Annotated in this window: 16 protein-coding genes and 3 pseudogenes; 12 read left to right on the top strand and 7 right to left on the bottom strand. The window is 62.2% G+C overall.

The genetic code is table 11. The features are described 5' to 3' along the window. A pseudogene (locus GNZ12_RS43920) lies at positions 1 to 283 on the bottom strand (MFS transporter); the annotation flags it as partial. 930 nt (positions 284 to 1,213) lie between these two features. Here GNZ12_RS43920 and GNZ12_RS10770 point away from each other — a divergent pair. Further along, positions 1,214 to 1,600 carry a hypothetical protein gene (locus GNZ12_RS10770; RefSeq protein WP_235993681.1) on the top strand — a complete coding sequence of 129 codons (387 nt, stop codon included), beginning with the start codon at positions 1,214 to 1,216 and terminating at the stop codon, positions 1,598 to 1,600. 94 nt (positions 1,601 to 1,694) lie between these two features. Here GNZ12_RS10770 and GNZ12_RS10765 read toward each other — a convergent pair whose 3' ends face one another. After that, entirely contained in the window at positions 1,695 to 2,921 is a 1,227-nt protein-coding gene (locus GNZ12_RS10765) for a tyrosine-type recombinase/integrase (RefSeq protein WP_172310329.1), read from the bottom strand. 157 nt (positions 2,922 to 3,078) lie between these two features. Here GNZ12_RS10765 and GNZ12_RS10760 point away from each other — a divergent pair, with 157 nt between their 5' ends. From GNZ12_RS10760 to GNZ12_RS10730, 7 genes and pseudogenes are all read left to right on the top strand, one after another. Then, on the top strand, positions 3,079 to 4,170 hold the full coding sequence (locus tag GNZ12_RS10760; RefSeq protein WP_172310328.1) for a DNA-binding protein: 1,092 nt from the start codon (positions 3,079 to 3,081) through the stop codon (positions 4,168 to 4,170). Between the two features lie 5 nt (positions 4,171 to 4,175). After that, positions 4,176 to 4,388 (top strand): hypothetical protein, encoded by a 213-nt coding sequence (locus tag GNZ12_RS10755; protein WP_172310316.1) that lies wholly within the window; start codon positions 4,176 to 4,178, stop codon positions 4,386 to 4,388. 11 nt (positions 4,389 to 4,399) lie between these two features. Next, entirely contained in the window at positions 4,400 to 5,290 is an 891-nt protein-coding gene (locus tag GNZ12_RS10750) for a hypothetical protein (RefSeq protein ID WP_235993680.1), read from the top strand. Between the two features lie 600 nt (positions 5,291 to 5,890). Continuing rightward, positions 5,891 to 6,166 carry a hypothetical protein gene (locus tag GNZ12_RS10745; protein ID WP_172310326.1) on the top strand — a complete coding sequence of 92 codons (276 nt, stop codon included), beginning with the start codon at positions 5,891 to 5,893 and terminating at the stop codon, positions 6,164 to 6,166. 317 nt (positions 6,167 to 6,483) lie between these two features. Beyond that, on the top strand, positions 6,484 to 7,338 hold the full coding sequence (locus tag GNZ12_RS10740) for a DUF3800 domain-containing protein (RefSeq protein WP_235993679.1): 855 nt from the start codon (positions 6,484 to 6,486) through the stop codon (positions 7,336 to 7,338). Between the two features lie 592 nt (positions 7,339 to 7,930). Next, a pseudogene (locus GNZ12_RS44285) lies at positions 7,931 to 8,419 on the top strand (tyrosine-type recombinase/integrase); the annotation flags it as partial. Positions 8,420 to 8,633: 214 nt separating this feature from the next. After that, complete coding sequence (locus tag GNZ12_RS10730) at positions 8,634 to 8,855, top strand: hypothetical protein (protein ID WP_172310323.1); 222 nt, start codon at positions 8,634 to 8,636, stop codon at positions 8,853 to 8,855. Positions 8,856 to 8,910: 55 nt separating this feature from the next. On the opposite strand, the gene GNZ12_RS10725 is transcribed toward GNZ12_RS10730, so the two are convergent. After that, entirely contained in the window at positions 8,911 to 9,108 is a 198-nt protein-coding gene (locus tag GNZ12_RS10725; RefSeq protein ID WP_172310322.1) for a hypothetical protein, read from the bottom strand. Positions 9,109 to 9,240: 132 nt separating this feature from the next. Beyond that, on the bottom strand, positions 9,241 to 9,504 hold the full coding sequence (locus GNZ12_RS10720; RefSeq protein WP_407947690.1) for a hypothetical protein: 264 nt from the start codon (positions 9,502 to 9,504) through the stop codon (positions 9,241 to 9,243). A gap of 309 nt (positions 9,505 to 9,813) precedes the next feature. Between GNZ12_RS10720 and GNZ12_RS10715 the strand changes: the two genes are divergently transcribed. Then, entirely contained in the window at positions 9,814 to 10,140 is a 327-nt protein-coding gene (locus GNZ12_RS10715) for a hypothetical protein (RefSeq protein WP_172310321.1), read from the top strand. A gap of 54 nt (positions 10,141 to 10,194) precedes the next feature. Here the strand turns inward: GNZ12_RS10715 and GNZ12_RS10710 are convergent, their stop codons facing one another. Beyond that, a complete protein-coding gene (locus GNZ12_RS10710) occupies positions 10,195 to 10,377 on the bottom strand; it encodes a hypothetical protein (protein WP_172310320.1) in 183 nt (60 codons plus the stop codon). Between the two features lie 14 nt (positions 10,378 to 10,391). Between GNZ12_RS10710 and GNZ12_RS10705 the strand changes: the two are divergent. Both GNZ12_RS10705 and GNZ12_RS10700 read left to right on the top strand, forming a co-directional pair. Further along, positions 10,392 to 10,607: pseudogene (locus tag GNZ12_RS10705) on the top strand (PDDEXK nuclease domain-containing protein); the annotation flags it as partial. 278 nt (positions 10,608 to 10,885) lie between these two features. After that, positions 10,886 to 11,194 (top strand): hypothetical protein, encoded by a 309-nt coding sequence (locus GNZ12_RS10700; RefSeq protein WP_172310319.1) that lies wholly within the window; start codon positions 10,886 to 10,888, stop codon positions 11,192 to 11,194. A gap of 94 nt (positions 11,195 to 11,288) precedes the next feature. Here the strand turns inward: GNZ12_RS10700 and GNZ12_RS43915 are convergent, their stop codons facing one another. Both GNZ12_RS43915 and GNZ12_RS10690 read right to left on the bottom strand, forming a co-directional pair. After that, positions 11,289 to 11,900 carry a hypothetical protein gene (locus tag GNZ12_RS43915; protein ID WP_216673171.1) on the bottom strand — a complete coding sequence of 204 codons (612 nt, stop codon included), beginning with the start codon at positions 11,898 to 11,900 and terminating at the stop codon, positions 11,289 to 11,291. A gap of 1,294 nt (positions 11,901 to 13,194) precedes the next feature. Then, the gene (locus GNZ12_RS10690; RefSeq protein WP_172310318.1) at positions 13,195 to 13,776 is read right to left on the bottom strand and encodes a hypothetical protein; all 582 of its coding nucleotides are present in this window, start codon (positions 13,774 to 13,776) and stop codon (positions 13,195 to 13,197) included. A 178-nt stretch (positions 13,777 to 13,954) separates the two neighbouring features. Here GNZ12_RS10690 and GNZ12_RS10685 point away from each other — a divergent pair, with 178 nt between their 5' ends. Beyond that, positions 13,955 to 15,196: a tyrosine-type recombinase/integrase gene (locus tag GNZ12_RS10685; protein ID WP_172310317.1), complete on the top strand. Its 1,242-nt coding sequence runs from the start codon at positions 13,955 to 13,957 to the stop codon at positions 15,194 to 15,196. The last annotated feature ends 34 nt before the right edge of the window (positions 15,197 to 15,230 follow it).

The raw sequence follows: 15,230 nt of genomic DNA, 5'->3' as shown, positions 1-15,230 counted from the left end.
GGCGTCCCACGCGGTCCGCGTAAGCGCCGATGATCATCGCGCCAACAGGTCGCATGAAAAAGCCGACGCCGAATGTACCGACGGCCCACAGCAATGAAGTCATCGGATCGTTCGCTGGGAAGAACCGCTCTCCGATCATCACCGCGAAGAATCCGAAAACGGTGAAATCGAACATTTCGAGGCCAGTCACAAGCGATGCTGCGACAACGGTTTTGAGAAGCTCGCGGGGATTTGCTTGATTGCCGGACGGCGGCTCGCACGTCGCGAAGGGAGGCGTGAACATTCTTTTGTAAGGTCGTCAATAATGGCGCATTGGTTTTACGTTGAAAACGCATTCTGACTGCGCGACGCGTCGCACGATACCACGTGCGCTCGTTCGCTGATCGACTGCGCACGCATGGCTCTCGCTGCGGGAGTCCAGCCCGTTACATGCGACAGTCGCTGCGTTGCAAGATGAGGATATTCGCTAACGTTTACGCCTTGACAAAGCAAATGGCGAAAGAGGGTGCAAAGCCCTGGTCCGCACTACACCGAAGTCGACGGGGAAAGATCGGTAACTGGGTAAAGGTGCGGCAGATTTGCCAGACGGCCATTCGAAACCTCATTGGCGATTGACTGGTGGCCTTGGAATGGACTGTTGTAAATCTCGTCCGATCGGCGGCTTCGGGTCCGACTACCGCCGATAGCTCCCGGGCGAACGCTGGCGCGGGAGGCCTGCCTTGTTACTTGTCGTTCGAGTGAGTACCGCAGCTGATCACCTGCCGCGACCAGGTTGATTGAAACGATGCTGGCTCAGAGAGAGTTAGCCCATTGGTCTCCCGAAATGGCTCACCTTTTGGTGCCCGGATCAAAACAGGTGGATGCAACTAACCGTCGCGCGTTTTCTGCGGCACGAACACACCAAACCGCGGTCCACAAGGAAGCGAGGGGGCTCATGAACAAGAGGCCCGTACCCTGCAACCTGGGCGGGCATCCGATACTGGCGATGGTTCTTTCTGTTGAATGGGAACGTGAGCGAAGAGGAACTTGCGGATGCTGATTGCGGACACGGCGCGTAGCGGCTATTGGCAGCAGAAAATCCCCGCGAATAGTCCAGCTATAATCCGCCCGTGTTAAAAACGTTCCCTGCGACTTCGAATCCGTGTCTTCCAGACGAAACAGGCCCCGCAGTGCGCGGGGCCACATACCGCTCACCAGAGCGCTTCTGTTGCCGATGGATCGCGCGTCGGCAAACAAACAATCCCTCGCGAATCACCTTGCACTGGTCGCGTGCCGTAGCGGTCACGGCAACGGACACCTCATCAATGAATTGATGCGCGCGGTGTACCTGGGCTGGTTCCTGCAGCGGGCCGGATATGGCATCTGCCCGGTCGAAGAGTTCAGGCTCGTCGAATACGCCGTCGAGGCGACATTGGCGCGTGCTCACGCGTGTGGCGAATGGCGGCTTCCGGAAGAGGCGATCGCCGCCTTCGAGGTGCTTCTTGCTCTCTACGACTCGCAGCTCGCGAGTGCTCCGCTGCACGAAGTACTCGCGGCGGAGCAGAAGCTCCGGGTGTTCCTGGCCGGGACGTCCCGTTCTCCCATTCCCGTGAGTACCTGATTCCTGGCTGGACAGGTCGCGGCCGTTCGCGCGCCAGGCGGCCGTCGGCCTGTGGGTCAACGCGATCGCCTGGGCCGTCCGTCCGGGTTCGGGTTCATGGGTCGTGCTTCGCCGGACCGGGCTCTGCAGCCGGCGGCGTCTCCCAGTTCATGCGGTGGCGTTTCACCGTTTCGCGATGGCGTTTGTCCTCTTCCTCGTGCAGATAAAGGCTCGTGGTGTTCAGCGACACATGGCCGAGATTGTCGCGCACCGTGCGCAGGTCGACACCGCCGTCGGCCTGGTGTGAGCCCGAAGTGTGTCGCAGCCAGTGCGCCGAGGCGCGGTCCAGTTCATTTGCGCGATCCTTGAATTCAGGTCCGCGGGCGCGCAGCCACGCGGCGGCGCAGCCGAATACGCTTTTGATCGCATCGTGCACGGCTGAGCGCGACATGCAGCGGCTTTTTCCCCGGAACGGGATGACCAGCGGCGCGTCGTCGGTGCGACCCGGAAGCGGCGGGAGACCGTTCGCCTGCCGGTAGCGGGCCAGTTCGGCGATCAGTTCGGGCGACGCGGGGACGATCCGTTCCCGGTCACCCTTGCCGAGGATTTGGAGCCACCACTGCTCGCGTCCGTCGGCGCCGAGCCGGCGCGAGAAGTCGCCCATCGTTCCGGTGGCGACCTCGGAAACGCGCATGCCCTGCAGGTAGAAGAGGGTAGTGAGCCACCGGCAGCGCGCGGAGTACGCCTTCTGCAGCCCGGTGTCCTGCGGTAACTGCCCGACAAAGCCTTTGACCTCATCCCACAGTGAAATCGACAGGTAACGCGTGACCCGCGGCGCCGCGCGTTTTCCACGCTGGCGCAGCAACGCCATCGGGTTGCCGCGCAGGTAGCCAGCATCGACCAGCCAGGTGAACATGCCGTTCAGGATGATCAGTGCCTGCCGCTGGCTGGCCGGTGACAGCGGTCCGTTGAATGGGCGCCAGCGTGCGTCGCCGCGCGCGTATTTGCCGCCGCTGGCCGACACCCAGCGGTTTTCGGGCTGCGGGTTGACGAGAAACACCCTGAACAGCAGCAGATCCTCGTGCGTGAGCGACGACAGCGGCTTGCCGAGTTGCACGACGGCCCACAGCAGCAGCCGCTCGGCCTCCTTGCGGTAGTTATCGAAGGTGGTCTTCGTGTCGGCGTAGTTGGCCAGCCACGCGCGCACCGCATCGAGGTCATTGCGGGCCGACAGTTGCGAATGCCCGGCGTCGCCCCGGTTGGTGCCGTCGCGACCGTCCAGACGTTCCGGAATGACGAGGGTCTCGACAGGCTGCACGGACGCGATCTGGGTGGCTGACACGGTTCGGGCGGCTCCGGCGGGTGTGACACGGTGACGGCCGGCACTCCCGGCCACATACACGACATTATGGGCCTAATGTCGTGTAAAGCACCATGTTCGTTGTATATATAACGTTTTACGTTGTATTATTCATGCCACCTAGTTCGGTCTTCTGTCCATGTCTGACGCCCAGCCCGCTGTCCCGCCTGACGAGACGCGCCTCGCCGCCGAAATCGACCGGCTGAAAGCCGCGCATCCGAAAACCCGCGAGCTGTACCGCGAGGTGTGCGCGCTGCTGTTCTTCCGTTACGGCATCACGCCGACCGCCAACCGGCTGTACCAGCTGGTCCGCCGTGGCAGCATGGGCACGCCCGCTGCCGTGCTCGGCGAGTTCTGGACGGAGTTGCGCGAGAAAAGCCGGGTGCGCATCGAGCATCCCGACCTGCCCGCCGATCTTGGTGCGGCCGCGGGCGAGCTGGTGGCCACCCTGTGGACGCGCGCGACCGCCTCAGCGGAGGCCGCGCTCGACGCGCTGCGCGACGAGGTCGAGGCGCAGCGCGTCGAGGCGCAGCAGGCGGTCATCGCCGCGCGGGACGAGCTGGGTCGCACCGAGACCGCGCTCGAGCAGCGCACCGCGGCACTGCTGGCCGCGCAGGTCGAGGTCCGCGAACTGGAACGGGCGCAGGCTGAAGGCCACGCGCAGCGCCAGGCGCTGGCAGCAGACCTTGGGCGGATCCGCGCGGCGCTGGCGGCGCGTGAGCGCGAGCTGGTGGAGGAGAGGGAAGGGTTCTCGCGCGATCTTGCCAGCCAGCGGGAAGCGGCCGAGCGCGCAGAGGAGCGGCTCAGGGCGTCCGAAAAGCGCGCGCTGCTGGAGATCGACCGCGAGCGTAGTAGCGCGACGAAGGTGCAGAAGGAGCTGGACGAGGCCACGAAGCGGGCAGAAAAACGCGAGGCGGATCATCGCCGCGTGGCCGAAGCGCTGCAGGCGCAGCTCGGTGACGCACGCCATCAGGCTGGCGTGCTGGAGGGGCGGCTGGATGCGGTGCAGGCCACGAACGTGACGCTGCAGGAGCAGCTCGCGGTATTGCGTCAGGCGGAAGCCCGGCCGGTCCGCGAGAAGGCCGCCCGTGCACGCCCAACCGCAGCACGCCCGGCGGCGACGCGTCCCTTGCGGACGCCGGGCACGTCGCTTAAGGCACCAGCGGCACCAGCGGCACCGGCGGCACCGGCGGTGGCCAGCAAGACCGCGGGGCGCCGCAAGCGCGGGTAGGCCTGATGGAACGAAAAAAACGCCAGCGGAAAGGGCGCAAAGCCCGGACCTGTCCGCCGATCGGCGCACTGATGCACTATAACGAGCGGACCGTGCGGGTGTTCGCCGAAGCGAGCGGCCAGCGCGTGATCATCGAGTCGGTGGACGAGGACGGCCGCACCTTCCGCAGCACGGTGAAATGGGCTAGTCTGACCGCTCTTCACGATCAGCTCTTCTGAATGAGATGACCATGCAGCAGCTCGACATCTTCGCCGACAGCCGTGACCTGATGTTGCGCAACGACGTGCTGGAGCCGCTGCAGCGGCGCGATGCGGCGGCCGCGCAAACAGCACTGGAACTGCTGGCCGGCGAATACCCGGACGACGGTGCGCTGTCCGCAATGACCGTGCTGGTTTGCGAACTCGGGCGCGGATCGACAGCGTCCTTTGCTGATCACGCGGCGCTGGCCATCGCGCGCCGCTACCTCGAGGTCGAGGTCATGCCCGCCGCCCGGCGGGTGTTACCCGTGCATGCGATCCAGCCGTGGCTCGCACCGTGCTGGCGATCACTCGCCCGGCGGGCCGGAACCCTCGCCTTTCGCGGCGCCGAAGCCGACAGCCATGCCGCGCCCCTGTGGCTTCTGGCCCACGACTGGACGGCCGCGCGCGAATCCGTCGAGGGCATTGAATCCTGGTGGCGCATCCCGGTGCCGCTCATGTGGATGGCCGAGGCGCGCTACCGGGCGGATGGGCTGGATGCCGCATGGCCACTGCTCGCTGAACTGGCGTGGCTGGCACCCGCCCGATTCCTGGCGTTGCTGCCCGGACTGGGCGACGCGTCGCTTGACGCGCTACACCAGCGCTTCGATGCGGAGTTCTTCGGCTCGGGCGAGCCCGACGATTACGCCTGGTTCCCGGCCTGGCTGCTGGTGGTCAAGCCGGCGCTCGCGGGCCGGCTGGAGGAGGCGCGCGTGCAGCGTGACCAGGCGGCCTCGCGGGCCATGGTCCTGCTGGGTGAGGTCCTGCGCCGGGAGCACGAAGGCGACCAGCACGCACTCATCGCGCTGCGCCAGGAACTCAGGCGCCTGCATGCGGGCCTGTTCGACGCGTATATGGCGACACGGAAAGTGCAGCACCGGTGAGGGGCGCAAAGGCGGTGTCCTGTCGCACGTCGCTGTGCCACCGCCTTTGTGCCCCTGGCTACCGGATTGTCGACCGGGAAGGACCTCACACGTTGCCCGAGGCTAACCGCTAGCCATGGAGCAGGGGGCGGGCGCACGTCGTGCTTCCTGAGGTGCGCAGGAAGAGGTTCCCTCCGTCGTTACCCTCGCGCGTATGCCCTGGCAGGTCGTCGATTCGTCATCCGCGCGTACCCGGGATCAGCGGGAGAGCCGTACTCTTCGTTTACTGCGGGCTTGTCGTCGAAACCAGGAACTGCGACGGCCGTGCGTTTCTAAGCGTGTCGTCGCAGAACCCGACGATGCCGGGGAACACTGCCTGGACCAGATCGCCAGGTCGCGCCCGAGGGGTAGCCGGTAAATTCGACGGTTGAAGACCGCACCTTTGGCATCGCGCCCAGTTTCGACATTACGGTCATCGTTCTTCCTTCAGGTGTGGCAGTGCAGGCAGCCGGATACAGGAGCCCCGTCCTCGAAATGGCGTTGCGAAGCGCGATTCACCATGGTAGAAGCACCGCACGAACGCGCCCGTTTGCGGCACGAAGAACACGACAGGAGTATGCGGTGAAACGGACCGCCGAAAACAAGCTGAAGGTGGTCGCGGTACGCGTCAACCCACAGATCGAGCACAGGTTGCGACTATTGGCAGAATTAACGGGACGGAGGCAGTCGTTTTTCCTGCAGCAGATGATCGAGGGCGGCATTGGCGCGATGGAGGATGCCTGGCTGCCACCGGATGTTCTCTCGCGGGTCCGCAGCGGCACGATGCCGTCGCGGCAACAGGCGAGCGACGCGATTTCAGACCTCTTTGGCAGCGCATTGCCCGATGAGGCGAGCTAATAAAGGCTAGCGTTTTGCGCAGAAGATGGCGGTAATAAGGCTGCCAGGACGCGCAACTGTTCTGAGCACACTGCGAGCGACGCCCCGGGCTCCATGCCGTCATGTGCATGAGGGCCTGGCCGACCGACATCCCGTGCGGGAAAGCGGATGCGCATCGGTCGACAGTAAAATAGTCGCCTCGCCGGACCGGGAACAGGATCCCGGCGGTACGTGCCAAAACACCACCGATAGTTGCCGCGGTCGCGTGGAGAATCCGGCGAACGGCGCGATGACGACCAAGGGAGCGAAACCAACGCATGAGCAACGATCCAACGCCGATGCCGCAGCAATTTTCGCTGTTTAACGATGAGCCGCAACATGACGCGGACGATGACGCTGGCGAGACGTCGGTGCCGGGCAAATACAGCAATTTCGTCGTCTACGTGGATGAGAGTGGTGATCACGGCATGCAGACACTGGATGCCAACTATCCGGTGTTCGTGCTGGCTTTCTGTGTGTTCTACAAGCGGAATTACAGCGAAAAGGTCGTGCCGGCGCTGCACAAGTTCAAGTTCAACCACTTCGGTCACGACCTGGTGGTACTCCACGAACATGAGATCCGGAAGGAGAAAGGAGATTTTCGTTTCTTCGTCAATCGCGAGCACAAGCAGCAGTTCATCTCCGAGCTGACCGGCATCATTGAGCTCAGCAACTTCATCCTGATCAGTTGTGTCATTGACAAGATCCGGCTTCGTGAGCGCGGCGACGCGGACAACAACCCCTACCATCTTGCACTCGGGTTCTGTCTCGAAACGCTCTACGAATTCCTTCAGGAAAAGAATCAGGATGGCGCGCTGACGCACGTGGTCGTCGAATGCCGCGGCAAGAAGGAAGATAACGAGCTCGAGCTTGAGTTTCGTCGCATCTGTGACGGCGCCAACCGGCTGGGCATCTCCTTGCCGTTCGACGTCATCTTTGCCGACAAGAAGGTCGATTCACCGGGGCTGCAGCTAGCCGACCTCGTGGCTCGGCCGGTCGGGATGAGCGTTATTCGCGCGGGGCAGGAGAACCGCGCATTCGAGGTGCTGAAACGAAAATTCTATTGCAGCGGCGGGCGCGAACGTCTGGGGGAGGGCTACGAGGACTGGGGACTGAAGATTTTCCCGTCGCGAGAAAGCGAAAAGCCCCGGTGAGACTCACCGAGGCTTTGACGCCGACCGGGAACTCCCAGTCCACTTGGTCGCTATTATGGGGGCAACGGACACCGCTGACAAGACTTTTGGACGCCAGCCGAAGCGCGGCACCCCGCATTTTTAATGCGTATTCTTAACAGTCCGCGCTGATTGATTGAGCGACACGCCCTATCGTGAGGCGGCGCGTGCCTGTCAGGTCGCCAGACTTGAGCCTACGGTGCTGCCAATTTCACTTCTGAAACGAAGCTATCTTTGTTTCGCTGCCCGACGGGCGTGCGGTACGTCTGGTGGCCCATCTGCGCCGCGTCGAGAAACGCCGGCGCCCGGCGCGGCCGGCGAAGGCGGGTCGTCGCCGGAGACCCGGAATCTTGTGGGCAACGGCAGGACACGGCGCCAGCGATGTGCGGACGCCGGCCGGCCTTGGGTGTTCGTTCCTTTCGTGCTTTTCTGACGGTTAGTCTCTAGAAATGCTTATTTATCAATGGCTTGGTGAATTCGTGTTTCGAGGAAATGTTGTCGGACGTCAAATCCTTGCTGGACGGGGCTCTGCGGGCGACGACTGCCAGAAATTGCACGAACGGTACGCATACCGCTGATTGCACTGATGGTGTTTTCGTTCGCACAGGTGGGCGCGGCGCTCGCGATGCGGGTGGGCGACGTCTGCGTGTAGGACCGGCGCATCTGGGTGCGACTGCGTGGCGGCAAACTGCCCGAGATGCCGTGCCATCACACGCTTGAAACGTATCTGCACGAGTAGCTCGACGACGTCGGCATCGCTGACGACAGCAAGGGGCCGCTTTTCCGTACGATCGCGCGCGGGCGCCGGGCAGCTAAGCATACGGACGCTGCCGCAGGCGAACGCGTATGCGATGGTGCGGCGCCGCGCGCTGGCCGCCGGCATCGCCACGGCGATCGGCACCACACATTCCGCGCGACCGGCATCACCGCTCATCTGAAAAACGGTGGCACGCTCGAGAATGCGGCTGCGATGGCGAATCACGCATCGACGCGGACCACGCAACTGTACGAGCGGCGCCGCGATGACATCAGTCCCGACGAGGTCGAGTGCACCCACGTGTAGGGCACTGTAGCTGATGTTCCCGGACCTTTTTGCAAGCGGTGGCGAAGCCGGGGAGGGGGCGACCTGTTGGAGAAGTACCGTCAGTTGCACGCAGGGAAACTGGTTGCGTCGGTCAGCATCGGCGCGTGGGGTGCGTTCCCGTCCGGTCCGATCTTTCGACATGAGCAGGGGCATCCAGTACCATGCTGCCCTCAGAAGTGAGGATTCAGCCAGGATGCAACGTTTTTTCTTGACGCGCGCGAGCGCCGTCGCCTATCTGCTTGGGATGCGTCGCGCGACACCAGGTGGGATTGACAACCTGCGGGTTGGCGAGGCTGACGTGAGGCTACAGGAACTGGAGACGCTAGACCGCCTGCTACTCGATGTCCGCGCGGGCCGGATTCACGAATTCCGGCTGGACAAGCCCCAGGCAATGGAGATAGTGGTCACAGATTGAACAACCGCACGCGCGGAACTGTATCCGGACTATCAGCCGTCGCGGTAAGCCTCCGTTAGGGCCGCCTAGCGAAAGCCGTATCGGCGACAATCGAGCCGCTGCCGGGATACTCTTCGAACGAACTCCAGAGAAGCTTGTCGACCACCGCATCGTCGAGATCGTCTGGCTCCATCCCGCGAATCCTGCAGAGGAGTTTCAGGGTTTGTACCGCGGCATGGATGATCGCAGCGTCGGAGGGTTTCGGTGTGTTCATGATGACGTTTTCGGCAGAACGCGCGCTGACTTTAGCAAAATCGCGTCTTTGCAATCCGTCACCGGTGTGACAGGCTTTCGCGCTCTACCTGCCCGCGTCGAAGTAACGCGCGGGCGCTTTGAAGAAGCTCGCTCATGTTTTCGCCTGTGTGATTACCGGGATGGACCCGGAATATGCAGGATTGCCCTGATTTTCTCCGGGCACCTCTTTGCCGTGCGAGCGAATCAGGGCGATCAGTTCGCCCGTAGTGATCTCGAACCGGTATTCGCGCTGGGTTCCAGCCTTTCGCTCGTCGCATTCCACCAGCTGCACGCTCCTGCCGTCCTCGCTGGCGCGCAGTGTCAATGAACGACAGAGTCTTCCCGTCTCCACTTCATGTTGCATCAGCAAGCTCATTTCGCCTGCAGCCCCTTTGATCGACAGTTGTGCCACTTGTTGTTCCCGAATCCACTCACCGATAGGGTCGAGACACTACTATTGGTAACCGTTTTTATCAATATCTAATGCACTGTTCAGGAGTAGTGCAACCACATGCCAGTCAGGTCCCGACCGGTTCGTGGCCACTACCCTTCGACGAACAGCGGCAGGCAGACTCCAGTTCCCTCAGGCGGCCGCTGCCAGGCCGTTATCCTGCGCGGCAAACCGGCAACACGGTCAGGAAACAGGCATCATCTTGGGGCCGCCGAAATTTGCCGAGAAAATCCCATGCACTGCCCGTTCTGCCGACAGACAATTGATATCGAATTCCGCCCCGGCGGGTGGATCGCGGTGCGTGACGGTGCTGACCATGCGTGCAGCGGGCTCGCGCAGGCGCTGTCTGCGGCGTCGGATAGCCGGCCGTCGAACGGTTCAGGCGCCGCACCGCGTCAGATATCAGAGACTGATCGCCCGATCGCTACTGCACCACCCTTAGCGGCCGGGAACACGGCGGTGAAGACCACAACGACGCCGACGGGTGCGCGGCGCAAGACCGGGACGCGCAGCGGGCTACGCAGGCTGCCGGTGCAGCTCGAATTGCAGGCCATCGAATAAGGGTACCCGCCCGGTCGCGCCCCACGGGGCTTCGAATACAAGCAGGTCGTGCGCTCAATCCTGCCGCTGCGCCTTGACGGCGTCCGCCGCTTCGACGAAGGCACGGCGCAGGCCGGCGGCCATTTTGCCGTACAGGAAGACGGCAAAGCGCTCTGGCGCGCCGCAGGAGGATTGAGAGCCGGCCGGCGAACACGCCGACGGCGTGACCGCTGGGCACCGCAGGGGCGAATCAGGCATGAAGCGAAATAGCGTTTTACGAAGTTGAAGCCCTTCGTGGCGGATGGAGCCTGCGCAAGCTGGATCGACAGATCACCCGTCCGTTTTACACTCGTGCGCGCCGCCTTCGCATTGGTGAAAGCTGGCTCCGCGTAGATCTTCTGTTTTTTCATCGACGACTGCGATGCCTCGTTATCATCGATCTCAAGCTCACCGAGCTTAATGATACCGGCGTACGCGAGATGCACATGCAGTTGCGCGACTCTGGGGTTTAGCATTCGAAATGGAATGCATATATATGGGCTATGTGCATCGGATGAGCGCAAAAAAACGGGTCGCGCGCCGCGGACCCGCTCTGGCGGAGCAAAGACGGGCGGCCAGTCTTGCCGCCAGCCCCGCCTTTGCCCCGTTTGTAGTCACGTGTCGCTAGCACGGACCACGTCTACATAATAGTCACTGCGCGGCCGCGTGGCCCTGCATTGAAGAAAGTTGCAGCCGGCACCGCCCGGAGCTCGCGGACCAGACACGGTTGCAGGGCACCGATGTTGAAAGTTTCACTTCGTATCCGGCGAAAGCGAAAGATCGCCGTCACGTCGAACCTGCCGCGTGTCTGGCCAACATGCTGCTGCTACTTTCACTTTTAGAACGCTTCTATTTTGCTTCGTCGCAAGACCGCGAATGTGTTGGCGGGCTGCAAATGCCTCGGCTATCGAAGCGTGGTGTCATCCTGGTCAGGGCGCAAAGGCCGTCGACGGCGCAAGGACGCCGGCGTTCGGTTCAAGGAGCAAAAGTGACAGGGGGACTCTTGATGTTACAAACTGCCCGCAAGCCCAAATGAAGGGGCGCTTAATCAGAGCTATCGACCCCTTCGTTTGCGGACACAGGCCCGGATACGCACCGGACGCTCACGCAACTAAAGTTGTTAATAGATTTCAACTAAAGTTGTTAATACTCGTCACCGTACCGTCGATGGTCTGTTTGCTCCGGCGCGTTGCGGCAAAAACGCAAGTGCTTCGATATTTGCGGGCTGCTTCAGCAAGTATTCGCGCGTCTCGCCAGAATCCGTCCTGGCACCGAGCAGCACCCACGGAAAATCGGTAGTGCAGCGCCGGACGGGTCTCGATCGGCGCGGGTGCTACGGTCGAAAACGAAGGCGCGAACGGTAAAACGACCTTGCAGATCCTCTGATATTCCAACGCACAGCGCCGTAGAGCGGCAAGCGCGTCGCCGGGCGTCGCTGCCAGCACCTGTAACGGCGCGTGATCCCATCTGGCAACGAAATGGCCATCCGCCGTTCGATAGAGCCAGCACCACGGACGCCCGTCTTGCCATCCCAGCAACCGGCGGTGGCGCACATCGAAGTCAAGGGGCGGGATTGCATCAATCACGTGCCAGCTGTTTGCGTCGGACCAGGACAGGCACGAGCCTTGACTGGTGGCCCACATCGCGTTGCGGCGCGCCAGTTCATGTGCGGAGTGTGCCGCCTGCCGCCGTGTTTTGCTGGCGTGCGGGGCCGTCGGCAAGATTGTTGAGGTTTCAGCCACGAATCGCACGCCGTGAGGGGTGGCGAGTGCGAGCCATGCGCTGTCACGCCACGACGTCCCGGGTAACGCGCTGTACCAGGTAGCAAGCCTGAGTCGGGCAGCGCCCGAAGCGCATGCCTGGGCGTCGCGCCATAGCGCGCCGAGACTCACGCGGGCTGCATGGCATGTCAGCCAGTGCCGCGTCCTGGTGTCGGCGTTATCCGCGCCGCAGAGCTGACAATCGTCTGCCACGATCTCAGCAAGCGCGTTATTGAATCCGGTTGTGGGGAGTCGGTACGGCCAGCGACGTCGTTCAACGCCCGGTTCAACCGATCGCGCCCAAAGCATGGCGACGAATGCCCTCTGTGCTCTACTGTTACAGCAAATGCGCTCGGCGATCTCGAGGGGGTCGCACGAGTCCATGAACCGGGATACCCATCGATCTCCGTCGGGCGCGACATGCCGGCGGACATGGCGCGTTAGCGCGCGGTACACATCGAGCGCAGACGTCGTCTGCCGAAGTGACGTTCTTTTATTGTCTTGAACATCACTCGGCGGCGGACGACCCTGGCTCTGCACAAGCGTGGACGGGGCGCCGTACTCAACGATCTCAACGGGAGCCGGCGCGGACGTATTCGGTCTAAGGCACACGGGATAAGCAATCCCAAGCGATTGCGCGGTGGTGATCAGCCACTCGAGACTGCCAGGCGCGTGTTGGGAAAGGGCCTGGTCCAATCGCGACGGTCGGATGAGTTGCGATAACGAGTGCAGCCATGCCACGACGGAGGTGAGCGCGTGCGTCATATCTGGCGTCATCGTCGGTCGACGACAGGTTTCGTGCGTAAAAAAGTGCAGCCGCCCACACGGACAGCTCCCTGCCCTTCGGGAGTCGGCAAGAGACCGTAGCGCGGCGTCAAACGGTGCGCCGCAGTGGCAGCGACCGACAAGCGGGGTGTGATGAATCGGGCACGCATCGAGCAATGCGACGGAAAACAGCGCCGAATGGTAGCCCGACGCCAGACATGCAAGGCAGACGCGTGGCTGGGGCACGGCGAGCGCGACACGCAGCGGATTTGGCACGGCCTCAAGAGTTGACCAGTCGAAGATGGCTGGCGGCTCGCCGAGTGCGTGCGCGAGCGCCGCAACATCGATCTTGCCAGCCTGGTTATCGAGCAGATCCAACGATTGGGCTGGACGCGCCCCGGTGGTCGGCAGGTCAGCGGGGTGGAGCGCGTTGAGCGCACACGCGCGCAGAACTGTGTGCCACAACGATGCATACGGCAAGACGCTGCCACGATGCCAAGTAAGATGGCGTTCAGGCATGACTTGACTCCCGGCGACTCGCGCCGCGAAGAGCCGCAGTCGCTGACACCAGCGCCATCAGTGTCCGGTGCCCGCAATTCTCCACAGCCAGACACCACGCTTCGGGCGAGGTCCCTGCCTCGACGTTCCCGCCACTGGCGATGCGAAGAAGAACATGGCGACATGCTTGCGTCACGGTCTTCATTGGAAAATCCATCGGTCCGGCATAGTGCGACGGTAATGTCTCGTTCATCGCCTGCATGAGCCTGTCGGCCTGATGCTCCATCCGAAATCCACCGGCCCACGGGCGCGGCGCCAAGCCTGCCGTGAATGAGCAGCCCGAGCCCGGTGGCCATTCGCTACCGTCGTCATAGCCACGCATCACGTAGGCGAGCTCATCAATACTTCGCACACCGTGAAAGGGCTCCGATGCGAGCATGAAGCGGGCGGCCACGTGGGCGCCCCCCGCGAGTGCCATGCCGAGTGGTTCATCGAAGAACTGCAGCGAAGCAATCGAAAATACACACAAACGGACTCGCTGTTTCTCAAGAAGACTGTGCAGCTCGACAAGCCATAGCCACTCGCGCTGACTCATACCCTGCGCTTCGTCAATTGACGTTGAACATAACGTCAATCGACTAATGTGAAGCACTCCGATATGTGGAGTCTCCTGCTGTGGTCCAGCACTCGTGATGGATTGCACGATCAACACTCAACATAACTTAGAACGGCGTATGGTGGGATGTCCAGTTGGACGTTGATGGAGGCCCATCATGCTTGAACAAATCTTTCCCAAAGGTCATCAGTCTTACCTGCAGTCGCCCGCCGGCAGTCTGCTTGAGGACTTCGCCAGATGGCTTGTCGACGAGGGCTATATGGGCAGGACGCTTCGCGGCCATCTTTTTCATTTGAAACGGACACTTGAGTGCGCTGGCAACGCAACCGCCGAATCGAAGTTTTCGGCTGCGGACCTCGCGGCGCTGTTTGCAGTACCATCCGTAGAACCGCAGGCGGTGAAGCCATACCGTCACACGCAGCACCGCTTCGAGACCTTTCTTTTGACGCGAGGTCAGTTGCTGCCCACGAGCCGCAACGAGCGCTTCGCGATGTTACTGGATGCATACCGCGACTTGCTGGTCGATCAACGCGGCATGTCGGCATCGACTGTCAGCAACCACATGCGTACGGTCACGGCCTTTTTGAACAACGCCGTATACCCGGGAACTCCCCTTGCGGAACTGTCGATGCCAACTGTGGATCGCTTTGTCGCGGATTCGGGTGAGCGGATGAGCCGGCAGAGCCTGCAACAAGTGGTCGCGCATCTGCGGTCGTTCCTTTTATTCTTGTACAACCATGGCTATATCCACGAGCGCATCGGAACGATCGACACCCCGCGCACGTATCGCGACGAACTGCCACCGCGCGCACTCCCGTGGCGCGACGTGCTCGCGCTACTGCATTCCATCGATCAGTCAAGCATGGTTGGCTGCCGCGACCATACGATTCTCTATCTGATGGCGCACTATGGCTTACGGCCTGCTGAGATTGCCGCATTGCAGCTGGATTCGATCGACTGGGCGCAAAGGACCTTGCGCGTGCTGCAACGCAAGACCAGTTCGGAGCTTCTCCTTCCGTTGTCCGTTCACACTACCCGCGTACTCAAACATTATCTGAACTTCGGCAGGCCAGTTACCTGCGGTAGAACGGACTTGTTTCTGCGGTCGCATAGGCCCGCAACTGCATTGTGCCCCACCGCGATCAACGAAATCTATAAGAAGTGCATGCGCGCCAGCGGACTGGCTCTACAAGGAAGTACTGCATACAGCCTGCGGCACGCCTTCGCAATGCGGCTATTGAACCGCGGCGTTGGCCTCAAGGTAATTGGCGACCTGATGGGCCATAGATCGCTGGAAAGCACATGCGTTTATCTTCGGCTGCAAACGGAGGTGTTAAGAGAGGTCGGCCTTCCGCTACGGCCAGCAATCGTGAACAGTCCGACGCGGAGGTTGTCATGAACCAACCTCTGACCCCGCTCGATCTCGCCATTGA

The sequence above is a fragment of the Paraburkholderia solitsugae genome (assembly GCF_013177695.1).
Lineage (GTDB): Bacteria > Pseudomonadota > Gammaproteobacteria > Burkholderiales > Burkholderiaceae > Paraburkholderia > Paraburkholderia solitsugae.
This window is presented reverse-complemented; position numbering and strand designations above follow the sequence as displayed.